27 protein-coding genes are annotated in these 21,965 nt (G+C 63.6%); 25 read left to right on the forward strand and 2 right to left on the reverse strand.

From position 1 onward, the window contains the following. The first annotated feature begins 72 nt into the window (after window positions 1–72). From ACEN9T_RS10190 to tatC, 25 genes are all read left to right on the forward strand, one after another. Entirely contained in the window at window positions 73–1,122 is a 1,050-nt protein-coding gene (locus ACEN9T_RS10190) for a Bug family tripartite tricarboxylate transporter substrate binding protein (protein ID WP_413707663.1), read from the forward strand. A 269-nt stretch (window positions 1,123–1,391) separates the two neighbouring features. Further along, a complete protein-coding gene (locus tag ACEN9T_RS10195; protein WP_092975892.1) occupies window positions 1,392–2,225 on the forward strand; it encodes an ABC transporter ATP-binding protein in 834 nt (277 codons plus the stop codon). After that, on the forward strand, window positions 2,222–2,989 hold the full coding sequence (gene mlaE / locus ACEN9T_RS10200) for a lipid asymmetry maintenance ABC transporter permease subunit MlaE (protein WP_092975750.1): 768 nt from the start codon (window positions 2,222–2,224) through the stop codon (window positions 2,987–2,989). The genes ACEN9T_RS10195 and mlaE overlap by 4 nt, the downstream gene beginning before the upstream one ends. Before the next feature lie 37 nt (window positions 2,990–3,026). Next, on the forward strand, window positions 3,027–3,548 hold the full coding sequence (gene mlaD, locus ACEN9T_RS10205; protein WP_024977847.1) for an outer membrane lipid asymmetry maintenance protein MlaD: 522 nt from the start codon (window positions 3,027–3,029) through the stop codon (window positions 3,546–3,548). Between the two features lie 3 nt (window positions 3,549–3,551). Next, entirely contained in the window at window positions 3,552–4,355 is an 804-nt protein-coding gene (locus ACEN9T_RS10210) for a VacJ family lipoprotein (protein WP_092975747.1), read from the forward strand. A 152-nt stretch (window positions 4,356–4,507) separates the two neighbouring features. Next, the gene (locus ACEN9T_RS10215; protein ID WP_092975744.1) at window positions 4,508–5,143 is read left to right on the forward strand and encodes a phospholipid-binding protein MlaC; all 636 of its coding nucleotides are present in this window, start codon (window positions 4,508–4,510) and stop codon (window positions 5,141–5,143) included. A 72-nt stretch (window positions 5,144–5,215) separates the two neighbouring features. Beyond that, window positions 5,216–5,527 (forward strand): lipid asymmetry maintenance protein MlaB, encoded by a 312-nt coding sequence (locus ACEN9T_RS10220; protein ID WP_413707664.1) that lies wholly within the window; start codon window positions 5,216–5,218, stop codon window positions 5,525–5,527. Between the two features lie 251 nt (window positions 5,528–5,778). Then, complete coding sequence (locus ACEN9T_RS10225; RefSeq protein WP_092975738.1) at window positions 5,779–6,744, forward strand: ABC transporter ATP-binding protein; 966 nt, start codon at window positions 5,779–5,781, stop codon at window positions 6,742–6,744. Further along, entirely contained in the window at window positions 6,741–7,529 is a 789-nt protein-coding gene (locus ACEN9T_RS10230) for an ABC transporter permease (protein ID WP_045203042.1), read from the forward strand. The genes ACEN9T_RS10225 and ACEN9T_RS10230 overlap by 4 nt, the downstream gene beginning before the upstream one ends. Before the next feature lie 174 nt (window positions 7,530–7,703). Next, window positions 7,704–7,940 carry a BolA family protein gene (locus ACEN9T_RS10235; RefSeq protein ID WP_092975735.1) on the forward strand — a complete coding sequence of 79 codons (237 nt, stop codon included), beginning with the start codon at window positions 7,704–7,706 and terminating at the stop codon, window positions 7,938–7,940. Between the two features lie 98 nt (window positions 7,941–8,038). Beyond that, window positions 8,039–9,304: a UDP-N-acetylglucosamine 1-carboxyvinyltransferase gene (murA, locus tag ACEN9T_RS10240; RefSeq protein ID WP_413707665.1), complete on the forward strand. Its 1,266-nt coding sequence runs from the start codon at window positions 8,039–8,041 to the stop codon at window positions 9,302–9,304. Window positions 9,305–9,323: 19 nt separating this feature from the next. After that, on the forward strand, window positions 9,324–10,013 hold the full coding sequence (hisG, locus tag ACEN9T_RS10245; protein ID WP_009241938.1) for an ATP phosphoribosyltransferase: 690 nt from the start codon (window positions 9,324–9,326) through the stop codon (window positions 10,011–10,013). Continuing rightward, the gene (hisD, locus tag ACEN9T_RS10250) at window positions 10,010–11,338 is read left to right on the forward strand and encodes a histidinol dehydrogenase (RefSeq protein ID WP_413707666.1); all 1,329 of its coding nucleotides are present in this window, start codon (window positions 10,010–10,012) and stop codon (window positions 11,336–11,338) included. The genes hisG and hisD overlap by 4 nt, the downstream gene beginning before the upstream one ends. A 16-nt stretch (window positions 11,339–11,354) precedes the next feature. Continuing rightward, entirely contained in the window at window positions 11,355–12,479 is a 1,125-nt protein-coding gene (gene hisC / locus ACEN9T_RS10255; RefSeq protein ID WP_092975726.1) for a histidinol-phosphate transaminase, read from the forward strand. Then, the gene (gene hisB / locus ACEN9T_RS10260; protein WP_024977837.1) at window positions 12,476–13,066 is read left to right on the forward strand and encodes an imidazoleglycerol-phosphate dehydratase HisB; all 591 of its coding nucleotides are present in this window, start codon (window positions 12,476–12,478) and stop codon (window positions 13,064–13,066) included. The genes hisC and hisB overlap by 4 nt, the downstream gene beginning before the upstream one ends. Before the next feature lie 55 nt (window positions 13,067–13,121). Then, window positions 13,122–13,745: a MarC family protein gene (locus ACEN9T_RS10265; RefSeq protein ID WP_024977836.1), complete on the forward strand. Its 624-nt coding sequence runs from the start codon at window positions 13,122–13,124 to the stop codon at window positions 13,743–13,745. A gap of 8 nt (window positions 13,746–13,753) precedes the next feature. After that, window positions 13,754–14,407, forward strand: coding sequence for an imidazole glycerol phosphate synthase subunit HisH (hisH, locus tag ACEN9T_RS10270; RefSeq protein ID WP_092975723.1), 654 nt, complete (start codon window positions 13,754–13,756; stop codon window positions 14,405–14,407). 76 nt (window positions 14,408–14,483) lie between these two features. After that, on the forward strand, window positions 14,484–15,227 hold the full coding sequence (hisA, locus tag ACEN9T_RS10275) for a 1-(5-phosphoribosyl)-5-[(5-phosphoribosylamino)methylideneamino]imidazole-4-carboxamide isomerase (RefSeq protein ID WP_045203048.1): 744 nt from the start codon (window positions 14,484–14,486) through the stop codon (window positions 15,225–15,227). 47 nt (window positions 15,228–15,274) lie between these two features. Then, entirely contained in the window at window positions 15,275–16,051 is a 777-nt protein-coding gene (gene hisF / locus ACEN9T_RS10280; protein WP_175537193.1) for an imidazole glycerol phosphate synthase subunit HisF, read from the forward strand. Continuing rightward, window positions 16,048–16,470 carry a phosphoribosyl-AMP cyclohydrolase gene (gene hisI, locus ACEN9T_RS10285; RefSeq protein ID WP_027680226.1) on the forward strand — a complete coding sequence of 141 codons (423 nt, stop codon included), beginning with the start codon at window positions 16,048–16,050 and terminating at the stop codon, window positions 16,468–16,470. The genes hisF and hisI overlap by 4 nt, the downstream gene beginning before the upstream one ends. After that, a complete protein-coding gene (locus ACEN9T_RS10290; protein ID WP_413707667.1) occupies window positions 16,463–16,837 on the forward strand; it encodes a phosphoribosyl-ATP diphosphatase in 375 nt (124 codons plus the stop codon). Before hisI ends, ACEN9T_RS10290 begins: the two co-directional genes overlap by 8 nt. Before the next feature lie 31 nt (window positions 16,838–16,868). Further along, on the forward strand, window positions 16,869–17,243 hold the full coding sequence (locus tag ACEN9T_RS10295) for a DUF4870 family protein (protein ID WP_092975887.1): 375 nt from the start codon (window positions 16,869–16,871) through the stop codon (window positions 17,241–17,243). A gap of 61 nt (window positions 17,244–17,304) precedes the next feature. Next, a complete protein-coding gene (gene tatA, locus ACEN9T_RS10300) occupies window positions 17,305–17,559 on the forward strand; it encodes a Sec-independent protein translocase subunit TatA (RefSeq protein ID WP_092975718.1) in 255 nt (84 codons plus the stop codon). A gap of 20 nt (window positions 17,560–17,579) precedes the next feature. After that, entirely contained in the window at window positions 17,580–18,092 is a 513-nt protein-coding gene (gene tatB / locus ACEN9T_RS10305; protein WP_413707668.1) for a Sec-independent protein translocase protein TatB, read from the forward strand. A gap of 61 nt (window positions 18,093–18,153) precedes the next feature. Then, on the forward strand, window positions 18,154–18,957 hold the full coding sequence (gene tatC / locus ACEN9T_RS10310) for a twin-arginine translocase subunit TatC (protein ID WP_024977828.1): 804 nt from the start codon (window positions 18,154–18,156) through the stop codon (window positions 18,955–18,957). A gap of 84 nt (window positions 18,958–19,041) precedes the next feature. Here tatC and ACEN9T_RS10315 read toward each other — a convergent pair whose 3' ends face one another. Continuing rightward, window positions 19,042–20,127, reverse strand: a complete 1,086-nt coding sequence (locus tag ACEN9T_RS10315; RefSeq protein WP_024977827.1) for an ABC transporter ATP-binding protein — start codon at window positions 20,125–20,127, stop codon at window positions 19,042–19,044. Then, complete coding sequence (locus tag ACEN9T_RS10320) at window positions 20,120–21,931, reverse strand: ABC transporter permease (protein ID WP_092975709.1); 1,812 nt, start codon at window positions 21,929–21,931, stop codon at window positions 20,120–20,122. The genes ACEN9T_RS10315 and ACEN9T_RS10320 overlap by 8 nt, the downstream gene beginning before the upstream one ends. Window positions 21,932–21,965: the final 34 nt, after the last annotated feature.

Here is a 21,965-nt window from a genome sequence, read left to right on the forward strand (position 1 = left end):
ATGGTTTACATGAGTGCAGGGCGGACGGGCGGATTTCTAGAATGAGATCTCCCCGTGATCCCAACCTGCCTCATGCGACCTCGTGCCCGCAATGTGCGTGCTGATGTGCCCCACGCGCCCGATGTGCCGCATATGCCGGACCCGCAGCGGCGGCGGGCGCTTGCGTGGCTGGGTGTGCTGCCGACAATGCTGACGTCGCCCGCGCATGCATTGCTGCAAGGGTATCCCTCGCAACCGCTGCGTCTGGTCGTGCCGGCGGCGGAAGGCAGCGCGTTTGACGCACTTGCCCGGGCACTGGCGACGCAACTGCAACAGCAGGTCGGCCGCGAGGTGGGTGTCGAGGATCGCCCCGCAGCCAATGGTATGGCCGCCGGTGAGGCCGTTGCCCGCGCGCCATCCGATGGCCATACATTGCTGCTTCAACAGACCACGTTCGTCACCCAGCCCGCGCTGGAACCAGCGTCGTATGACCCGCTGCGAGATTTCCAGCCGGTGGCGATGGTGGCCACGCTGCCGCTGTTTCTCGCCGTGGATGCGCGCTTGCCGATCTACTCCATCACCGATCTGCTCGCACAGGCGCGCGGCGAGTCCGTCACGGTCAATTGCGGCTCGGATATCGTCGGCACGTGGTCGCACCTTGTCGCCGAGCAGTTTGTGCGCGACTACGCTTTCCATGCGCCGCATGTGGCCGTTCGCGGTGAAGCGGGGCTCGTGCAACAGATCCTGGCGGGGCGCATGACGGCGTGTTTCGCCTGCTATCCGAGCGTGGCGGCCGCCGCGGCCAATGGCCAGCTACGGTTGCTCGGGGTGACGGGCGGGGCTCGCTCGCGTTTCGCGCCCGCCGTGCCGACGCTGCGCGAAGGCGGTCTCGCCGGATTCGATCGCAGCGCCTGGATCGGCACTTTCATGCCGGCGCGCACACCCCGCCTCCTGTCGATGCGCGCAGCGGCCGAACTGCGCCGCGCCGTCGCCTCGGGTGACGTCCACGCTACGTTGCGTGCCGGCGGCTTCGAGCCGGAATGGGATGCCCCCGACACGTTTGCCCAGGCCGTGCGCCGTGATGCCACACATTGGCAAGGGGTGATTCGCCAGGCCGATCTACGGCTCGATAGCGGCGAATAGGCCACTTCCGCTGCCGGTCTGCCGCACCAGCCCAGCTTCGCAAGCGCACCACTTTCAGCAACCCGCAAGGCCCGAAAACCCGCGGCGCGGCGAACAAGCCACACTAACTGTCGGTAAGCAAGGCGTGACTGACGGGCTACGCGGGTTTCCACCTATAATGGCGGGCCGCGCGAAGCCGCCCTTGTTGGCGAGCCCGCGGAAGTCAAGACAACGAGATGCGGCAGCATGAAAGCCGCCAACCTGCCGAGCCCTCTGCACCGATCTCCACCGTGTCCACCCAGCCTTCCAACGCCGTTGTCGAACTCGATCAGGTCGATTTCGCCTATCAGCCAGGCGCGCGGCGCATTCTGTCCGGCCTGTGCATGCGCGTGCCCAGGGGCAGCGTGGTGGCCGTCATGGGCGGCTCGGGCTGCGGCAAGACGACGATTCTGCGCTTGATTGGCGGCCAAGTGGCCGCTGCCGCCGGCACAGTGCGCGTACAAGGCCAGGACATCGGCGCCATGGACAAGCGAGAGCTGTACGCGGCGCGCCGGCAGATGGGCATGCTGTTCCAGTTCGGAGCGCTGTTTACCGATCTGTCCGTGTTCGACAATGTGGCATTTCCACTGCGCGAACATACCGAACTGCCCGAACTGCTTATCCGCGATCTGGTGCTGATGAAGCTCAACGCCGTCGGCCTGCGCGGTGCGCGCGACCTGATGCCCTCGGAGATTTCTGGCGGTATGGCGCGGCGCGTGGCATTGGCGCGGGCGATCGCGCTTGATCCGTCGCTCCTCCTTTACGACGAGCCGTTCGCCGGGCTGGACCCGATCTCGCTGGGCCTGACCGCCTCGCTCATCCGCAAGCTGAACGACGCGCTGGGCGCGACCAGCATCATCGTCTCGCACGACGTGCAGGAGACGTTCCGCATCGCCGATTACGTCTACTTCATCGCCAACGGTAGCATTGCCGCGCAGGGCACGCCGGCTGAGCTCACCGCGTCGACCGATCCGTTTGTGCGCCAGTTCGTGCGTGGCGAGGCGGACGGCCCTGTGCCGTTCCACTATCCCGGGGCGCCCCTGGCCGATGACTTCGGTCTGGGCAAGAGCGGAGGCGCACGGTGATCTCTACCATCGGCCGCTTTGTTCTGGTGCTGGTCAGCCGCTTCGGCTACGCCGCGCGCACGTTGATTTCGCTCATTGGTGCTTCCGGCGATGTGCTTCGCCGCCCGCGCCTGGTGATCGAGCAACTGCGCTTTGTCGGCAATGATTCGTTCATCATCATTGCCGTATCGGGGCTGTTTGTTGGCTTCGTGCTTGGCTTGCAGGGATACAACACGCTTAATCGATACGGCTCCGAGCAGGCGCTGGGCCTGCTGGTGGCGCTGTCGCTGGTGCGCGAGCTTGGGCCGGTGGTGACGGCACTGCTGTTTGCCGGTCGCGCCGGTACCTCGCTGACGGCCGAGATTGGCTTGATGAAGGCCGGCGAGCAACTGATCGCCATGGAAATGATGGCCGTCGATCCGCTGGCCCGCGTGCTGGCGCCGCGCTTCTGGGCCGGTTTCATCGCCATGCCGCTTCTGGCCGCGATTTTCAGTGCGGTCGGTATTCTGGGCGGATACTTCGTCGGGGTCGGGCTGATTGGCGTGGACCCTGGGGCGTTCTGGTCGCAGATGCAGGCCGGCGTGGATGTCATGGACGACGTGCTCAACGGCGTCATCAAGAGTGTCGTGTTTGGTGTGGCGGTCACCTTCATTGCGCTGTATCAGGGCTATGAGGCCAAGGCCACGCCGGAAGGCGTCTCGCGCGCGACTACCCGGACGGTGGTGATCGCGTCGCTCACCGTACTGGCGCTGGATTTCGTGCTCACGGCACTGATGTTCAACTGAGCCGCCGGTTGTCGTTAGCGTTCAACGAGAAAAGATCATGCGTAAAAGCGTCCTCGATTTCTGGGTCGGCCTATTTGTTCTGGTGGGCATCATTGCGCTGCTATTCCTGGCGCTCAAGGCGGGCAATATGAGTTCGTTCTCGTTTGCCAAGACTTACCAGGTGAAGGCGGCCTTCGACAATATCGGTGGCTTGAAGGTGCGGGCCCCGGTCAAGAGTTCGGGTGTGGTCGTCGGCCGTGTGTCGCAGATCCTCTTCGACGACAAGAGCTACCAGGCAATCGCCGTGCTCGACATGGATCAGCGCTATCAGTTTCCGAAAGACAGTTCGGCCAAGGTTCTGACCTCGGGTCTGCTGGGTGAGCAATACATCGGTATTGAACCGGGCGGTGACTCGGCCATGCTCGCCAGCGGCAGCAAGATCACGATGACCCAGTCGGCGGTGGTGCTGGAAAACCTGATCAGCCAGTTCCTGTACAGCAAGGCTGCGGATGCCGGTGCCGGCAGCGCAAATGGCAGTGCCGGCGGAGCCAAGCCGGCCGAGGGCAGTGGGAGTAAATAAACCATGAAAACAACAACATCCATCCATACGCTGCGCGGTTTTGTGCTGGCCGTGGCCGCTGGCGCTACGCTGCTGGCCGGCTGTGCAACGGGGCCGAATGCCAATCCGGCAGACCCGATCGAGCCGTTCAACCGCGAAGTCTTCCGCATCAATGAGGACCTCGACAAGGGCGTGCTGAAGCCGGTTGCGCAAACGTATGTCGATGTGGTGCCGTCGCCGGCGCGCACTGCCGTGTCGAATTTCTTCTCGAATGCGGGCGATGTCTATTCGGCCGTCAACAACCTGCTGCAGTTGAAGGGGACGGCCGCGCTGGAAGACACCATGCGTGTGGCGATCAATACGGTGCTGGGGCTGGGTGGTCTGATCGACATTGCGTCGGACGCCGGCCTGCCGAAACACAAGGAAGACTTCGGCCAGACACTGGGTGTATGGGGCGTGCCGTCGGGTCCGTACGTCGTTTGGCCGTTGCTCGGCCCGAGCACCGCACGTGACACCGTGGGCTTCCTGGTCGACTGGCAGATGGATCCGCTCACGTATTGGCACGACAGCACGATCACCTATTCGCTGGCCGCGCTGCGCGTAGTTGACGTGCGCGCGAACCTGCTTGGGGCCAGCAATGTGTTCGAACAGGCCGCTGTCGACAAATACACCTTTCTGCGGGATGCCTATCTGCAGCGCCGCCGATACCTGATCTATGACGGCAACCTGCCGGAAGATCAGGACAACAAGAAATCGCCGGATACCGGTGACGCCACGGTCTCGCCGTACCAGCGCTTCACCCCCAACTGGCCGGTGTTCCGCCGCTGATCGGTACACGTAACAAGGTCGCCTCAAAGGTGACAAGGCGTAAAACTGGCCGGCTCGCACGAACTTGGCTGCGGGCGGTCTGTTCTAATCGCCAACAGGATTGCGGCGAATGTGCTGCAAGCGACCCGAAAATCACACTATAAGGACGCGATATGTTGAAGAAACTCCTCCGCTCCCTGTTCGCTGGCCTCACGCTGACGGCTGCCGTGGCAGCCGCGCCGGTCCACGCTCAGGAAGCCGATGCCCAGGCCACCGTCAAGACGGCTGTGGACGACGTGCTCACCACCATCAAGAGCGATCCGGAACTGCGCGGCGGTAACATGAGCAAGGTGTACCAGCTCGTCGACCAGAAGATCGTGCCGCGCGCCGATTTCAAACGCACCACGCAGATTGCCATGGGCCGCTTCTGGAACCAGGCGTCGCCGGAGCAACAGCAGCAGATTCAGGACGGTTTCAAAACGTTGCTGATCCGCACTTACGCGGGTGCGCTGTCGAACGTGAAAAACCAGACCGTTTCGTACAAGCCGTTCCGTGCGGCTGCCGATGACACCGACGTGGTAGTGCGCTCGACCGTGAACAATAACGGCGAGCCGGTGGCTCTGGACTACCGCCTTGAAAAGACGGCCGGTGGCTGGAAGGTGTACGACATCAACATCAGCGGCCTGTGGCTGTCGGAAACGTACAAGAACCAGTTTGCCGATGTCATCAGCAAACGTGGCGGCGTGGCGGGCCTTGTGAGCTTCCTGAACGAACGCAACTCGCAGCTTGAGAAGGGCCCGGCAAAGTAAGCGGCCTTCCGGTAGAATCGACACAGCGGTCACTCGGCCGCTGTTTCTTTTTCCGACGCATCCACTTCCACCATGTTGACCTTGTCCGGCCCGCTGACTCACCGCGAAGCGCCGCGCGTTCTGCGCGAGGGCGAGGCTCAGCTTGGCCAAGCGCGCGAAGCCGGCATTGCCGCGTTGCACGTCGATTGCGCTGGCCTGTCGCAGGTTGATTCGTCTGCGCTGGCTGTGCTGCTGTCGTGGCAGCGCACGGCGCAGGATGCCGGTATCGCGCTTGATATCGCAGGCGCTCCGCAAGCGCTGTCCAATCTCGCCACGCTGTACGGCGTGGAGTCTCTGCTGGCCGTCGCGCCAGCTCCTGCTGCCCCCCATCACGCTCGACATTGAGGCGGCGTCCGGTGCGGGACGCGGGGCGATTCCCCCGAACCCGTCATCGCGATGCCGCGCTCCGGTCGGGGCGTCGCGCGCGCCCTCGGCATTCGCGGTTCGGCGTCGTCAGCTGTGGCGCCGTGAGTTGGTGCAGTTCCCCTATAATTCTGGGTTTGTCGCTCTGCAGCCGCCGTGTGCGGTATTCGCGGCCGTCATGGTCTTGTCGATCCACGGTCCTGAGATGCGCAGAGTAGTTCACTTTGTCGGCCATGAAAGCCATCGAAATCGCTGACGTCCGTAAGCGCTACAAGTCGTTGCAAGCGCTCAAGGGCGTGAGCCTATCTGTCGAGCAGGGCGAGTTTTTCGGCTTGCTGGGCCCCAACGGCGCGGGCAAGACCACGCTGATCTCCATCCTTGCGGGCCTGAATCGTGCCGATTCCGGCCACGTACGCGTGCTTGGTCACGACGTCGTTACTGACTACCGCACGGCGCGCCGCAAGCTGGGCGTGGTGCCGCAGGAACTGGTGTTCGATCCGTTCTTCACGGTGCGCGAAACACTGCGCCTGCAGTCGGGTTACTTCGGGCTGACCAAGAACGACGATTGGATCGACGAGGTCATGGCCAACCTCGACCTCACCAGCAAGGCCGACGCCAATATGCGCGCCTTGTCGGGCGGCATGAAGCGCCGCGTGCTGGTGGCGCAGGCCCTGGTACATCGGCCGCCCGTGATCGTGCTGGACGAGCCGACCGCCGGTGTGGACGTCGAGTTGCGCCAGACGCTGTGGAAATTCATCTCGCGGCTGAACCGCGAAGGCCATACCGTCGTGCTGACCACGCACTACCTGGAAGAAGCCGAATCTCTGTGCGACCGCATCGCCATGCTCAAGTTTGGCGAAGTGGTGGCGCTTGATCGCACGGCGAATCTACTCTCGCAATTTTCCGGGCTGCAACTGGTGCTGAGCTTTGCGAAGGGAGCGCTGCCCGCGTCGCTGGAAGCCCTGCGCCTGCCGGGTAACCACGGCGAGCGCGGTGTGCGCTTGCGCCTGTCGGGCTATGGCGAGGTCGAACAGATTCTCTCCACATGCCGCCTCGCCGGCTGCGAGATCGACGACATGGAAGTCGCCAAGGCTGATCTGGAAGACGTATTCGTGCAGATCATGCGCCGCGAGGGCGGCTTGCCCGTCGGGCCTCAAACGCCTGCCATTCCCGATTCTGCGCTGGAGCCCGCTGCATGAACGCCATTCCCGAGAGCTTGCCGGGCCGTTGGGTCGGTTTCCGCACGCTGCTGTACAAGGAAGTGCTGCGCTTCTGGAAGGTGAGCTTTCAGACCGTCGCCGCGCCGGTGTTGACCGCGCTGCTGTATCTGCTGATCTTCGGGCACGTGCTGGAAGATCGGGTCAAGGTGTTCGACCAATTGAGCTACACCGCTTTCCTGGTGCCTGGCCTGGTGATGATGAGCGTGCTGCAGAACGCGTTCGCAAACAGCTCGTCGTCGCTCATCCAGTCGAAGATCACAGGCAACCTGGTGTTCATCATGCTCCCGCCGCTGTCGCACTGGGAGATGTTTGGCGCGTACGTGTGCGCGTCTGTGATTCGCGGTCTGGCTGTGGGTACGGGCGTGCTGATCGTGACGACCTTGTTTGCGCATCTGCATTTCGCGCAGCCGCTGTGGATCATCGTGTTCGCCGTGCTCGGCGCGAGCGTGCTGGGCACGCTGGGGCTGATTGCCGGCATCTGGGCTGAAAAGTTCGACCAGCTTGCGGCGTTCCAGAACTTTCTGATCGTGCCGGCCACCTTCCTGGCGGGCGTGTTCTATTCGATTCATTCGCTGCCGCCGTTTTGGCAGGCGGTGTCCCACGCCAACCCGTTCTTCTACATGATCGACGGCTTCCGCTACGGCTTCTTCGGTGTGTCCGATGTGCCGGTGACGACGAGCCTCGGTGTGATGTTGATCGCGCTGGTCGTGGTGGGGGGAGTAGCCCTGCAGATGCTGCGCACGGGCTACAAGCTGCGCCATTGATGCGTCGATAAGAGACCGCTGAAAAATGATTCCGACGGCCCAGGGCCTCCTTGCCGTACTGCATGTAGCGTCTGCATCGGCCTTGAACCGTCAGAACCGTTTCGCTTCATTTTGCAGCGATCTCTAAAAACAACGACGACGCACCACCCTAACGTTTTTGGAGAAGGGAAGGCCATGTTGCCCACACCCGAACAAGTCAAGCAGTACATCGAAACCGGCCTGTCGTGCGAGCACCTCGAAGTCGAGGGCGACGGCCAGCACTTTTTTGCCACCATCGTCAGCGCGCAATTTGAAGGCAAGCGGTTGATCCAGCGTCACCAGCTCGTCTACGCAGCGCTGGGTGAGCGGATGCGCGCGGAGATCCACGCGCTCTCCATGAAGACGCTCACCCCGGCGGAGTGGCAGTCCTGATGGCCGAGCTTGATCCCACCCCGGTTACCGTTTCAACCGACTCCGACCTCGCGCTCGCTGAGCGCCCCTCTCAAAGTGATCGACGAGACGTCTCGCTCATGGACAAACTGCTGATCGAAGGCAATGGCCCCTTGTCGGGCGAAATCCGCGTGTCTGGCGCCAAGAACGCCGCGCTGCCCATCATGTGTGCCGCGCTGCTGACGGCCGAGCCGCTGGCGCTGAGCAACGTGCCGAACCTGCAGGACGTGCGCACGATGCTCAAACTGCTGCGCCAGATGGGCGTGGAAGGTTCGCTCGACGGCCATCACCTTACGCTCGACGCCGCGACCATCCACACGCCGGAAGCTTCGTACGACCTGGTGAAGACGATGCGTGCGTCGATCCTGGTGCTGGGCCCGCTGCTGGCGCGCTTTGGCCATGCACGTGTGTCGCTGCCCGGCGGTTGCGGCATCGGCGCGCGCCCGGTCGATCAGCACATCAAGGGCCTGCAACTGATGGGCGCCGAGATCGTCATCGAGCATGGTTACATCGAAGCCAAGCTGCCTGAAGGCGCCAAGCGCCTGCGTGGGGCGCGCATTGTCACTGACATGGTGACGGTCACGGGCACCGAAAACCTATTGATGGCCGCCGCGTTGGCAGACGGCGAAACCGTGCTGGAAAACGCAGCACGCGAGCCCGAAGTCACTGACCTGGCCAACCTGCTTGTGAAGATGGGCGCGCGCATCGAAGGCATCGGCACCGACCGTCTGGTGATCCAAGGCGTTGAAGCGCTGCACGGCGCCACCCACACGGTGATCGCCGATCGCATTGAAGCCGGCACGTTCCTGTGCGCCGTGGCGGCAGCCGGCGGCGATGTGACGCTGCGCGGCGTGCCGCCGGGCATCCTCGATGCCGTGCTCGACAAGCTGCGCGAAGCCGGCGTGACGCTCACCACGGGCGACGATTGGATTCGCGTGCAGATGACGGGCCGCCCCAAGGCGGTGAGCTTCCGCACGTCGGAATACCCGGCGTTCCCGACCGACATGCAGGCGCAGTTCATGATGCTTAACGCGATCGCCGAAGGTTCTGCCACGGTGACGGAGACCATCTTCGAAAACCGCTTCATGCACGTGCAGGAACTGAACCGCCTGGGCGCCAATATCGTGATCGATGGCAAAACGGCGGTGGTGACGGGCGTCGAGCAATTGTCGGGCGCGACCGTCATGGCGACCGACCTGCGCGCTTCGGCCAGCCTCGTCATTGCCGGCCTGATCGCGCAGGGCGAGACGCTGGTCGACCGCATTTATCACCTCGACCGCGGCTACGACCGCATCGAAGACAAGCTGTCCGCTGTCGGCGCCAAGATCCGCCGCATTCAAGCGTAAGGTAAGGAACTCGCCGGCCATGAACGCATTCCAGTCCGCCTCCAACCAGCTCACGCTGGCGCTGTCCAAAGGGCGCATCTTTGAAGAGACGCTGCCGCTGCTGAAGGCCGCCGGCATCGAGGTGACCGAAGATCCGGAAACCTCGCGCAAGCTGATTCTGCCGACGTCCGACCCGGCGCTGCGCGTGATCATCGTGCGCGCGTCCGATGTGCCGACCTACGTGCAATACGGCGCGGCGGACTTCGGCGTAGCCGGCCGGGACGTGCTGATGGAGCACGGCATGGCGGGCCTGTATGCGCCCATCGACCTGAACATCGCCCGCTGCCGCATGTCGGTAGCGGTGCCCAAGGGCTTCGATTACGCCAACGCGGTGCGCCAGGGCGCGCGCCTGTCGGTGGCGACGAAGTATCTGAATACCGCGCGCGAGCACTTCGCCAAGAAGGGCGTGCACGTCGACCTGATCAAGCTGTATGGCTCGATGGAGCTGGGCCCGCTGGTGGGCCTGGCTGACGCCATCGTCGACCTGGTCAGCACGGGCGGCACGCTGCGCGCGAACAACCTCGTCGAGGTGGAAGAGATCGTGCAGATCTCGTCCCGACTGGTCGTCAATCAGGCTGCGCTGAAACTCAAGCGCGACCGGCTGGCGCCCATCCTCGACGCTTTCGAGCGCGCCTCCGCGACGGACGCGCGTGTTGGGGAAGCCGCATGAGCCTGACCATCCGTAAGCTGGATTCGGCCGAAGCCGGATTCGCGGCGCAACTGCGCCAGGTGCTCGCTTTTGAAGCGAGCGAAGACGAAGCCATCGACCGCGCCGCCGCGCAGCTCCTGGCTGACGTGAAGGCACGCGGCGATGCCGCTGTGCTGGAAGCCACGCGCCGCTTCGACCGCATCGAAGCCGACAGCGTGGCCGCGCTGGAGCTGTCGCCAGCCACCCTGCAAGCCGCGCTCGATGGCCTGGAGCCCAAGCGCCGCGCCGCACTGGAAGCCGCTGCTGCCCGCGTGCGCGCGTATCACGAGAAGCAGAAGATCGAGTGCGGCACACACAGCTGGGAATACGCCGAAGCCGATGGCACGGTGCTCGGCCAGAAAGTGACGCCGCTCGACCGCGTGGGCATTTACGTGCCGGGCGGCAAGGCGGCATACCCGTCGTCGGTGTTGATGAATGCGATTCCGGCTCGCGTGGCAGGGGTCAGGGAAATCATCATGGTGGTGCCCACGCCCGGCGGCGTGCGCAATGAGCTGGTGCTGGCTGCGGCCTGCATTGCCGGCGTGGACCGCGTGTTCACCATCGGCGGCGCGCAGGCCGTGGGGGCACTCGCTTATGGAACCGACACCGTCCCCGCCGTCGACAAGATCGTCGGCCCAGGTAACGCCTATGTGGCCGCTGCCAAGCGTCGCGTGTTCGGCACGGTTGGCATCGACATGATTGCCGGTCCGTCGGAAATCCTCGTCATCTGCGATGGCACGACCGATCCGGATTGGGTGGCGATGGACTTGTTCTCGCAAGCCGAGCACGACGAACTGGCCCAGTCGATCCTGCTGTGCCCGAACGCAGAGTTCATCGCGCAGGTGGAGGCCAGCATCAACCGTCAGCTCGAAGACATGCCGCGCCGTAGCGTGATTGCCGAGTCGCTGTCAGGCCGTGGCGCGCTCGTCAAGGTGCGCGACATGGAAGAGGCGTGCGACATCGCCAACGACATCGCTCCCGAACATCTGGAGATTTCGGCAGATAACCCGCGCCAGTGGGCAGAACGCATCCGCCACGCCGGCGCGATCTTCCTGGGCAAGTACACCAGCGAATCGCTGGGCGATTACTGTGCTGGTCCGAACCACGTGCTGCCGACCTCGCGCACGGCGCGCTTCTCGTCGCCGCTGGGCGTATACGACTTCATCAAGCGCTCCAGCCTGATCGAAGTGAGCGAAGCCGGTGCGCAGATGCTGGGCGAGATTGCTGCCGAGCTGGCCTACGGCGAAGGCTTACAGGCGCATGCCCGCAGCGCTGAATATCGCCTGCAACGCCCCGCCTCCGAATAAGACGCACCGCACAAAGATGACCGCCACCGCTCCGGCCCAAGCTTCCCTGGATGACCTGCTCGCCCGTATCGTGCGCGACGACGTTCGCGCCATGGGTGCGTACCACGTGCCCGACGCGACCGGCATGGTCAAGCTGGACGCGATGGAGAACCCGTATTCGCTGCCGGCGATGTTGCGCGACGCGTTGGGCAAGCGCCTGGCCGAAGTCGCGCTCAACCGCTACCCGGTGCCGACCGCCGACGCGCTCAAGGCGCAGCTCAAGCAAGTGATGCACGTGCCTGCCGGAGCCGAGGTGCTGCTCGGCAACGGTTCGGACGAGATCATCAGCCTCATCGCCATTGCGGCGGCCAAGCCGGGCGCGACCGTGCTGGCGCCCGTGCCGGGTTTCGTGATGTACGCGATGTCGGCGCAGTTGCTGGGCCTGAAATTCGTCGGCGTGCCACTCAAGGCGGACCTGACGCTCGACCGTGAAGCCATGCTGGCCGCCATGGCCGAGCACCAGCCTGCCGTCATCTACCTGGCGTATCCGAATAACCCGACCGGCAACCTGTTCGACGCGGCCGACATGGACGCGATCATCCGCGCCGCTCGCGGCCCCGTGTGCCAGAGCCTGGTGGTGGTCGACGAGGCCTACCAGCCGTTCGCGCAACATAGCTGGATGCCGCGCCTGCGCGATTTCGATCACCTTCTGGTGATGCGCACCGTCTCGAAGCTGGGCCTGGCTGGCATCCGCCTCGGCTACGTGGCTGGCCACCCGAAGTGGATCGCCGAGCTGGACAAGGTGCGTCCGCCGTACAACGTGAATGTGCTGACGGAGGCGACTGCCCAGTTCATGCTCGAACACGTGGACGTACTGGATGCCCAGGCAGCGACCTTGCGTGCCGAGCGCACCAAGTTGATCGATGCGCTGTCGGCTCACCCGGGCGTGACGGTGTTCCCGAGCGCGGCGAATTTCATCCTGCTGCGCGTGCCCGATGCCGCCGCTTTGTTCGAGCGCCTGCTCAATCGGCGGATTCTGATTAAAAACGTCAGTAAAATGCACCCGTTGCTGACCAACTGTCTGCGCGTGACGGTCAGCAATCCCGAAGAAAACGCGCAATTTATCGATGCCTTTGCCGCATCGATGCAGGAAGCCCCATGAGCCGCCGTGTCGAGGTCACTCGCAACACCTCTGAAACGCAGATCCGCGTCGCCCTTGATTTGGACGGCACGGGCAAGCAAACGCTGAACACCGGCGTCCCCTTCCTCGACCACATGCTCGACCAGATCGCCCGACATGGAATGGTCGACCTGGACGTCTCGGCCACCGGCGACACCCATATCGACGATCATCACACCGTGGAAGACGTCGGCATCACGCTGGGCCAGGCCGTCGCCAAAGCCATCGGCGACAAAAAGGGCATCGTGCGCTACGGCCATAGCTACGTGCCGCTGGACGAAGCCCTGTCGCGCGTGGTCATCGATTTCTCAGGCCGTCCGGGCCTGGAGTTCCATGTGCCGTTCACGCGCGCACGCGTGGGCAATTTTGACGTGGACCTGTCCATCGAATTCTTCCGCGGGTTCGTCAATCATGCCGGCGTGACGCTGCATATCGACAACCTGCGCGGCGTCAACGCACACCACCAGATCGAGACCGTGTTCAAGGCCTTTGGACGCGCGCTGCGCATGGCGGTGGAGATCGACCCGCGCGCTGCAGGCACGATTCCGTCGACCAAGGGCGCCCTGTAAATCACCGCGTCGGCCTGGCCGCGCCTACCCGACTCCAACACCGGCCGCCGATCCGATGGATCTGACAAAAAGCTTTTTCTCGCTGCTCGCGCTGATCAATCCGATCGGCGCGATCCCGTTCTTCATCAGCCTGACCGAGAGCCAGACGGATGAAGAGAAGCGCCGCACCATCAAGGTCGCATCGATTTCGGTGGCAATCGTGATCGGCCTGTCGGCGTTGCTCGGCGAGCAGATCATCAGCTTTTTCGGATTTTCGGTGGGTTCGCTGCAGGTGGGTGGCGGGATCATCATGATCATGATCGCGCTGAACATGCTCAATGCGCAGACCAGCCGCACCAAGGCCACGCCCGAAGAAGAGGACGAGGCCGGTGCCAAGGCCAGCATTGCGGTTGTGCCGCTGGCGATTCCGCTGCTTACGGGCCCGGGCTCGATCAGCACCGTGATCGTCTATGCGGGCAAGACCAAGCACTGGTGGGACTTGTTTCTCCTCGCTGGCGTCGGTGTGGCGATCGCAGCCGTGGTCTGGATCGTGTTGCGCGCGGCCGAGCCAATCGCCCGTGTGATCGGTCGCACCGGCATCAACGTCGGGACCCGGCTGATGGGCCTGATTTTGGCGGCGCTGGCCGTGGAATTCATCGTTGATGGGCTGAAAACCCTGTTGCCCGTACTTAGGGCCTAAGTTAAGTCATGACTAAGATCGCAATCGTCGATTACGGCATGGGCAATCTGCGCTCGGTAGCGCAAGCCTTGATGGCCGTTGCTCCAGAGGCCGATGTGCGCATCAGTGCGCAAGCGGATGAAATTCGTTCGGCCGACCGCGTGGTGCTGCCGGGGCAGGGTGCCATGCCCGACTGCATGGCGGCGTTCGACCAATCCGGCCTGCGCGACGCGGTGCTGGAGGCATCGCGCAGCAAGCCGATGCTCGGCGTGTGCGTGGGCGAGCAAATGCTGCTCGAGCGCAGCACCGAGGCGCGCTCCGGACAGCAATACACTGAAGGATTGGGCCTTATCAAAGGCGATGTGGTCCGCTTTGACCTGGACGGCCAGTTGCAGCCGGACGGTTCACGGTACAAAGTGCCTCAGATGGGCTGGAACCGCGTGCACCAGAGTCGTGCCCACGCTCTCTGGGAAGGTGTGGCGGATCAGAGCTACTTCTATTTCGTGCACAGCTACTACGCCCGGCCTGCCAACGCTGACGAATCGGTCGGAGAGACCGAATACGGCGTGCGGTTTACCTCCGCCATCGCCCGGGATAATATTTTTGCAACACAGTTTCACCCGGAAAAAAGTGCGCAAGCCGGCCTGCAGATCTACCGGAACTTTGTGCACTGGAATCCGTGATGCCCGCCGTGGCGTCGCAATCGAATCCATTTTTCGCCCTTTTTAATCTTTTCCCCTCAACTCTGTCGTCACGCTTATGTTGCTCATCCCGGCCATCGACCTGAAGGACGGTCAGTGTGTGCGCCTCAAACAAGGCGATATGGATCAAGCCACCGTATTCTCGGAAGACCCTGCTGCCATGGCGCGGCATTGGGTCGAGCAGGGTGCGCGCCGCTTGCACCTTGTCGATCTGAATGGCGCTTTCGCGGGCAAGCCGCGTAACGAGGCGGCCGTCAAGGCGATCCTCGCCGAGGTGGGCGATGAGATTCCCGTGCAACTCGGCGGCGGCATCCGCGATCTGGGCACCATCGAGCGCTGGCTCGACGATGGCTTGTCGTACGTGATCATCGGCACGGCGGCGGTCAAGGATCCGGGCTTTCTGCGGGACGCATGCACGGCGTTCGGCGGCCACATCATCGTCGGACTCGATGCCAAGGACGGCAAGGTGGCGACCGATGGCTGGAGCAAGCTCTCCGGCCACGAAGTCGTTGACCTCGCCAAGAAGTACGAAGACTACGGCGTCGAAGGCATCATCTACACCGACATCGGCCGCGACGGCATGCTGCAGGGCATCAACATCGATGCCACCGTCAAGCTGGCGCAGTCGGTGAAGATTCCGGTCATTGCCAGTGGTGGCCTGTCGAACCTGAAGGACATCGACCATCTTTGCGCGGTCGAAGAATATGGCGTGGAGGGCGTGATCTGTGGTCGCGCGATCTACTCCGGCGACCTGAACTTCAAGGAAGCGCAAGCCCTTGCGGACAAACTCGGCGCGGCCTGATCGTTGATCCAGCCGTGCACAACGGGCGCTCCGGCGCCCGACTCATCATGCTAGCCAAACGAATCATCCCCTGCCTGGACGTGACCAACGGCCGGGTGGTCAAGGGCGTCAATTTCGTCGAATTGCGCGACGCCGGTGACCCCGTCGAAATCGCACGCCGTTACGACGAGCAGGGCGCCGACGAAATCACCTTCCTCGACATCACGGCCACGTCGGACGGGCGTGACCTGATGCTGGGCATCATCGAAGCGGTGGCTTCGCAGGTGTTCATCCCGCTGACGGTGGGTGGCGGGGTGCGCGCGCTGGAAGACGTGCGCCGGCTGCTCAATGCCGGTGCGGACAAGATCAGCATGAACTCGTCGGCGGTATCGAATCCGCAACTGGTTTCGGACGCCAGCGCCCGCCACGGCGCGCAGTGCATCGTCGTGGCGATCGACGCCAAGAAGGTGTCGGCCGAAGGCGAAGCACCGCGCTGGGAGGTCTTCACGCACGGCGGCCGCAAGGGCACGGGCCTGGACGCCGTGGCATGGGCACGTGAAATGGCTCAGCGCGGCGCGGGCGAAATCCTGCTGACCAGCATGGACCGGGACGGTACCAAGGCCGGCTTCGATCTGGAGCTCACGCGCGCCGTCTCGGACGCAGTGCCGGTGCCGGTCATCGCCTCGGGCGGCGTGGGCAACCTGCAGCATCTGGCAGACGGCATCCAGCAAGGTCACGCCGATGCGGTGCTGGCGGCCAGCATCTTCCATTACGGCGAATACACCGTCGGCCAGGCCAAGCAATTCATGGCGGAGCAGGGCATTCCAGTACGGATCGGACTATGAGCAAGAAGTGGCTGAATAAGGTCCACTGGGACGACAACGGCCTGGTGCCGGTGATCGTGCAGGAGCAGGGCAGCAATGACGTCCTGATGTTCGCCTTCATGAACCGCGAGGCGCTGCAGAAGACCGTGGAAACCGGCGAGGCCGTGTTCTGGTCGCGCTCGCGCAAGCGTCTGTGGCACAAGGGCGAGGAGTCCGGCCACATCCAGAAGGTGCACGAAATCCGCCTCGACTGCGACGAAGACGTGGTCTTGCTTCGCGTCACACAAGTCGGCGGTATCGCCTGCCATACTGGCCGCCACGCCTGCTTCTTCCAGAAGTTCGAAGGCAATGTTGAAGACGGCGACTGGCACACCGTCGAGCCCGTGCTCAAGAATCCCGACGACATCTACGCCGGCAAGCCCGGCCACAATCATGAGTGAAACCCTGCGCCGCCTGGGCGAGGTGCTCGAATCCCGCAAGCTCGCCAATGGCGGCGACCCGGAGAAGAGCTACATCGCGCGCCTCTTCAACAAAGGCGACGATGCCATCCTCAAGAAGATCGGCGAAGAGGCTACCGAGACGGTCATGGCCGCCAAGGACGCCCGCGCCGCCGGCATGACCGACGAGGCGCGCAGCAAGGTCGTCTACGAAGTGGCCGATCTGTGGTTCCACACCATGGTGTTGCTGTCGCACTTCAACCTCACGCCGGACGACGTCGTAAGTGAGCTCGCGCGCCGCGAAGGGCTTTCCGGTCTGGAAGAAAAGGCGCTGCGCAAGTCGCAGGCGCGCGACGCGGCGGGTGAGTAATCACGGTGGCGAATCGTCGCAGGGAGGCAGCGTGGACAAATACGGAGCGGCAATGGTGGTGACGGACGACGCGGAGCGCCTCGCCGGACTGCGTCGCCTGACGCATATTCTGTATGCGCTCTACGCCATTTTTTGGCTGACCGGCGGTATCACTGCATTGATTGCCATCATCGTCGGGTATGTTAAGCGCGACGATGTGCGGGGCACGCTGTATGAGTCGCACTTCCGTTGGCAAATCCGTTCGTTCTGGTGGTGCGTACTGTGGGGTGTGATCGGCGTGTTGCTCATTCCCGTGGCCTTCATCGGCTTTGCCGTCCTGTGGGCTCTGGGCATCTGGATGCTGTATCGTATTGTGAAAGGTTGGCTGTATCTGAATGACAGCAAGCCGATGTACGCAAATCCGTAAAATCAACCAATGGCGCCGCCATCGTTGCGACGCCACAGCCGTATTTACGTGGGAGTAGGTCATGGGTTCCTTTAGCATTTGGCACTGGCTGATTGTGCTGGTCATCATCATGATGGTCTTCGGCACGAAGAAGCTGCGCAACATCGGTTCGGATCTGGGTAGCGCCGTGAAGGGCTTCAAGGACGGCATGCGCGAAGGGCAGGAAGACAAGCCTGCGGGCTCGCAACCGCAACAGACCGCCGGCCAGCCGCCGCGCGAGCTGCACGATTCGACGACGATCGACGTCGAGGCGCGCGACAAGTCCAAGCAAGGCTGAGCACCGACGCGCACTGACCGATGATCGATCTCGGCATTTCCAAGCTAGCGCTGATTGGCATGGTGGCGCTCGTCGTCATCGGGCCGGAGCGTCTGCCCAAGGTGGCGCGCACCGCTGGCGCCCTGCTCGGCCGCGCACAGCGCTACATCGCCGACGTGAAGGCCGAGGTCAGCCGCGAAATCGAGCTTGAAGAGTTGCGCAAGATGCGCACCGACTTCGAGCAGGCCGCGCGCAATGTCGAGCAGACCATCCACCAGGAGGTCAGCAAGCACACGACCGAGATCAACGAGCGCCTGAACGAGGCGCTTGGTGATCCCGCGCAAACAGCGACCTCCGCCCCGGACTGGCGCCCGGCGCCAGGCAAGTCGCGCAACGGCCGCAACAGCTGGCGCAACAAGCAGCTCTCGATGCCCAGGTGGTACCGCCAGAAGCAGGGCGTACGCATGTGGGCGCAATCGGGCGCGGCACGCGTCAAGCGTCATCGTCCGCCCATCGTTGCCGCACAGTCGCGTGTGCGCTCCTTCTTCGAATGATCTTCCGGGCGCGAGCCGTGTCTGCGGTGCCGCGTCCTGACTTCCCTCTTTCCCACCCGACATGAGTGCCGCTCCGCTCGATCCGCAAGAGTCGCCCGAGGACGGCGCGCAGGAAACCTTCATCTCGCATCTGGTCGAACTGCGCGAGCGCATCGTCAAGGCGGGTGCCGGCGTGCTGCTGGTCTTTCTGGGCTTGGTCTACTGGGCCCCGGATATCTTCAATCTGTTCTCTCGACCACTGATCCAGGCGTTGCCCAAGAATGGCCACATGATCGTGACGGATGTCACCGGCTCGTTCTTCGTGCCGATGAAGGTGACGCTGCTGGCCGCCTTCCTCATCGCCCTGCCGTGGGTGCTGTACCAAATCTGGCGCTTTGTGGCGCCGGGGCTATATACGCACGAGAAGCGGATGATCATGCCGCTGGTGGTGAGCACCTATGTGCTGTTCCTGTGCGGTGTGGCGTTTGCCTATTTCCTGGTCTTCCCAACGGTGTTCAAGGTGATGGCGCACTACAACGCGCCGCTGGGCGCCGAGATGTCGACCGATATCGACAAGTATCTGAGCTTTGCGATGACTACGTTCCTCGCCTTCGGCATCACCTTCGAGGTGCCGGTGGTTGTGATGGTGCTCGTGCGCTTTGGCATCGTGAGTCTGGAGAAGCTGCGGCAGGCGCGGCCGTACGTGGTGGTGGGTGCGTTCGTGATCGCTGCGGTGGTGACGCCGCCTGACGTGATGTCCCAGTTGCTGCTGGCGGTGCCGCTTTGGCTGCTGTATGAGCTGGGGCTCATCTTGGCGGCAATCTTTATCCGTAAGACCACGGCACCAGAGAACAATCCGGAGCACTTGCCGGTGGTGAAGGACTGACGGGCTGATCCAGCATCAGCCAAAGAAAAAGGCAGCCGAGGCTGCCTTTTTTTGTTGCCGATGAATCTGCTGTTGCTGCGTCTTTCAGGCGGCGTACAGCCAGAACTGCTCGCGCGGGAAGGTCAGCGCGTACTTGCCGTCGCTCGGGGCGCTGGCGGAGTAGGCGCGCAGGCCTGTGCCCGTTGCGCCGCTGTCGTCGGTAGCGCGGAACAGGCATTCCCAGCGGTCGCCCAGGTACATGCGCGTCGCCAGCGGCAGGTGGATGGTGTTGTCGGCGTTGTCGACGCCCACGCGCACCTGTTCCAGGCGGATCACGCCGTGCGCCGACGCGCCCGGCTTCAGATCGCCGCGCGCTACGCCCCACAGCGACCAACCTCCGGTCTCGTCCACCAGCCGGGCCATACCGTCGCGCACCTCTGCGATCTTGCCGTTGATGCGGTTGTTGCTGCCCATGAACTCGGCGGTGAAGAGCGTTTCGGGCGCGCCGTACATCTGCTCGGGCGTGCCTTGCTGCTCGATCACGCCGTTGTTCAGCAGCAGGATGCGATCGGACATGGCCATTGCTTCGCTCTGGTCGTGCGTGACCATCAGGGCCGAAAGGCCCAGGCGGACGATCAGCTCGCGCAGGAAGGCGCGGGCTTCTTCGCGCAGCTTGGCGTCGAGGTTCGAGAGCGGCTCGTCGAGCAGGATCACGGGCGGGTTGTAGACCAGCGCGCGGGCAATCGCCACGCGCTGCTGCTGGCCGCCGGAGAGCTGGCTCGGGAAGCGCTCGCCCAGATGGCCGAGGCCCAGTTGCTGCAGCACGGCTTGCACGCGCTCCTTGATCTGCGCGGCAGGTGTCTTGCGCAGCTTGAGCGGGTAGGCGACGTTTTCGGCCACGGTCTTGTGCGGCCACAGCGCGTACGACTGGAACACCAGGCCAAGGTTGCGCCCTTCGGCCGGCACGTCGAGTTTCTTGGCGCCGTCGAACATGACCCGATCGCCGATCTGGACAGTGCCCTGGCTGGCCTGTTCGAGGCCGGCGACAGCACGCAGCAGCGTGGTCTTGCCCGAACCCGACGGGCCCAGCAGCGAGACGACCTCGCCCTTCTGCAGCTGCATCGAGACACCCTTGAGAACCGGATTGTTGCCGTATTGCAGGTGCAGGTCGTTGACAGTAAGTTCAATCATGGAGTTTCACTCCGAAACGCAGTGCGATGCCGAGGCCGACGGCCACCAGCACGATATTGACGAAGGACAGCGCGGCAACGATATCGATGGCGCCGCCCGCCCACAGGGAAACTAGCATCGAGCCGATCGTCTCGGTGCCCGGCGACAGCAGGTACACACCGGTCGAATACTCGCGCTCGAAAATCAGGAAGATCAGCAGCCAAGCGCCGAGCAGGCCGTAGCGCGTGAGCGGCACGGTCACGTCGCGCGTGGTGCGGGCACGGGTGGCGCCCACCGAGCGTGCGGCCTCTTCCAGTTCCGGACCCACTTGCAGCAGCGCGGCCGAGATCAACCGCAGGCCATAGGCCAGCCACACCACCGTGTAAGCGATCCACACGCTGAAGATCGTGCTGCGCAGGTCGCGCAGGCTCGGCACGACGTTTTCGATGATCCAGTTGGCGAAGGGCAGGCCGCTGTCGGTCAGGCCGGTCTCGATCCAGTTGGGCACGAACAGGAACACCCACAGGAACGCCAGACCCGCCAGCAGACCCGGAATGGCGCGAGGCACCAGCACGCTGTAATCGAGAAAGCGCGTCCAGCCATCCGGCTTGCGGTGCATGGCCAGACCGATGCACGTGTAGCAGCCCACGGCCAGTGCACCGCCGATCACGCCGATCAGCACCGTGTTGACCATCGCACGCAGGAACTGCGGCTGCTCGAAGATCTGCTGGAACGCCGTGGTCGAGAACGCCTCGACCAGCGACACGCCTTCACCCCAATTCGACACGAAGGCGCGCAGCGCGATGCCCGAGAGCGGCACCACCACCGTCACGAAGAACCACAGCACCACCACGGCCCACGCCGGCCAGCGCCAGCTGCCCAGGGGTAGCGGGCGGCTGCGCGTGACCTTGCCCTTGACGGTGACGAAGCGGTTGGCCGATTTCAGCATGTAGCGTTGCAACAGCACCAGCGGGAACGTCACCATCACGAGACAGACCGCCACGGCCGCCATCAGGTGATATGCCGGCGTGCCGAGCTTGTTCGTCAGCTTGTACAGATAGGTCGCCAGCACGAGGTGGCCTTCCGGATCACCCAGCACGAGCACCAGGCCGAACACCTCGAAGCCTAGGAATGTCACCAGCACGGCTGCGTACAGCAGGGCAGGGCGCACCATCGGCAGGCTCACGTTGAGTGCCACCGACAGCGGCGATGCCCCGGCGATACGAGCGGCTTCTTCCACGTCCGAACCCAAGCTGCGCAGCGCCGACGAGACATACAGATACACGTGGGGTACGTGCGTCAGGCCGGCAATGATGATGATGCTCGTGAAGGAATACACGTTCCACGGCGCACCGCCGAACAGGCTCTTGAACCAGACGGTGTAGAAGCCCACCGGTCCGGCGGACACCACGTAGCCGAACGCCAGCACCATCGGCGAGACGAACACCGGAATCATCAGCAGCGGTTCGAGAACGCGGCGGCCGGGCAAGTCCGAACGCACCATCAGGAACGCCAGGATGCCGCCCAGCGGTACCGAGATCACCGCCAGACCGAAAGCGAGCGCGGTGGATTTCTCAAAGGCCTGCCAGAAATCCGAATCCGTAAAGATGAAGCGATACGCATCCAGCCCCGCCAGCGCGTCGGGCATGAAGAACGGCGCGGACAGAAAGCTCTGGTAGAAGATCAGCGCCAGCGGCGTGAAAATCGCCAGCGCGGTAAGCAGAATGACCACGCCGCGCGGCAAAGCTTGTCCCACACGCGTCCAGGGCGAGCGCTTGAGGGTGACTTGGCGAGCGGCGGCACGGTCTTGCGCTAGAGAACGCATGGTGCCTCCAGGAGGAGCCGGCGCCAGATAAGGA

Origin of the sequence: Ralstonia sp. Ralssp110, from assembly GCF_047325135.1 — a bacterium.
GTDB classification, from domain to species: domain Bacteria; phylum Pseudomonadota; class Gammaproteobacteria; order Burkholderiales; family Burkholderiaceae; genus Ralstonia; species Ralstonia mojiangensis.

Bases quoted from the DNA above. Each gene is read 5' to 3' on its own strand.
- ACEN9T_RS10190 (WP_413707663.1), top strand. From the start codon at position 73: ATGCGACCTCGTGCCCGCAATGTGCGTGCTGATGTGCCCCACGCGCCC.
- mlaD (WP_024977847.1), top strand. From the start codon at position 3,027: ATGCGTAAAAGCGTCCTCGATTTCTGGGTCGGCCTATTTGTTCTGGTG.
- ACEN9T_RS10210 (WP_092975747.1), top strand. From the start codon at position 3,552: ATGAAAACAACAACATCCATCCATACGCTGCGCGGTTTTGTGCTGGCC.
- ACEN9T_RS10215 (WP_092975744.1), top strand. From the start codon at position 4,508: ATGTTGAAGAAACTCCTCCGCTCCCTGTTCGCTGGCCTCACGCTGACG.
- ACEN9T_RS10220 (WP_413707664.1), top strand. From the start codon at position 5,216: ATGTTGACCTTGTCCGGCCCGCTGACTCACCGCGAAGCGCCGCGCGTT.
- ACEN9T_RS10225 (WP_092975738.1), top strand. From the start codon at position 5,779: ATGAAAGCCATCGAAATCGCTGACGTCCGTAAGCGCTACAAGTCGTTG.
- ACEN9T_RS10230 (WP_045203042.1), top strand. From the start codon at position 6,741: ATGAACGCCATTCCCGAGAGCTTGCCGGGCCGTTGGGTCGGTTTCCGC.
- ACEN9T_RS10235 (WP_092975735.1), top strand. From the start codon at position 7,704: ATGTTGCCCACACCCGAACAAGTCAAGCAGTACATCGAAACCGGCCTG.
- murA (WP_413707665.1), top strand. From the start codon at position 8,039: ATGGACAAACTGCTGATCGAAGGCAATGGCCCCTTGTCGGGCGAAATC.
- hisG (WP_009241938.1), top strand. From the start codon at position 9,324: ATGAACGCATTCCAGTCCGCCTCCAACCAGCTCACGCTGGCGCTGTCC.
- hisD (WP_413707666.1), top strand. From the start codon at position 10,010: ATGAGCCTGACCATCCGTAAGCTGGATTCGGCCGAAGCCGGATTCGCG.
- hisC (WP_092975726.1), top strand. From the start codon at position 11,355: ATGACCGCCACCGCTCCGGCCCAAGCTTCCCTGGATGACCTGCTCGCC.
- hisB (WP_024977837.1), top strand. From the start codon at position 12,476: ATGAGCCGCCGTGTCGAGGTCACTCGCAACACCTCTGAAACGCAGATC.
- ACEN9T_RS10265 (WP_024977836.1), top strand. From the start codon at position 13,122: ATGGATCTGACAAAAAGCTTTTTCTCGCTGCTCGCGCTGATCAATCCG.
- hisH (WP_092975723.1), top strand. From the start codon at position 13,754: ATGACTAAGATCGCAATCGTCGATTACGGCATGGGCAATCTGCGCTCG.
- hisA (WP_045203048.1), top strand. From the start codon at position 14,484: ATGTTGCTCATCCCGGCCATCGACCTGAAGGACGGTCAGTGTGTGCGC.
- hisF (WP_175537193.1), top strand. From the start codon at position 15,275: ATGCTAGCCAAACGAATCATCCCCTGCCTGGACGTGACCAACGGCCGG.
- hisI (WP_027680226.1), top strand. From the start codon at position 16,048: ATGAGCAAGAAGTGGCTGAATAAGGTCCACTGGGACGACAACGGCCTG.
- ACEN9T_RS10290 (WP_413707667.1), top strand. From the start codon at position 16,463: ATGAGTGAAACCCTGCGCCGCCTGGGCGAGGTGCTCGAATCCCGCAAG.
- tatA (WP_092975718.1), top strand. From the start codon at position 17,305: ATGGGTTCCTTTAGCATTTGGCACTGGCTGATTGTGCTGGTCATCATC.
- tatB (WP_413707668.1), top strand. From the start codon at position 17,580: ATGATCGATCTCGGCATTTCCAAGCTAGCGCTGATTGGCATGGTGGCG.
- tatC (WP_024977828.1), top strand. From the start codon at position 18,154: ATGAGTGCCGCTCCGCTCGATCCGCAAGAGTCGCCCGAGGACGGCGCG.
- ACEN9T_RS10315 (WP_024977827.1), bottom strand. From the start codon at position 20,127: ATGATTGAACTTACTGTCAACGACCTGCACCTGCAATACGGCAACAAT.
- ACEN9T_RS10320 (WP_092975709.1), bottom strand. From the start codon at position 21,931: ATGCGTTCTCTAGCGCAAGACCGTGCCGCCGCTCGCCAAGTCACCCTC.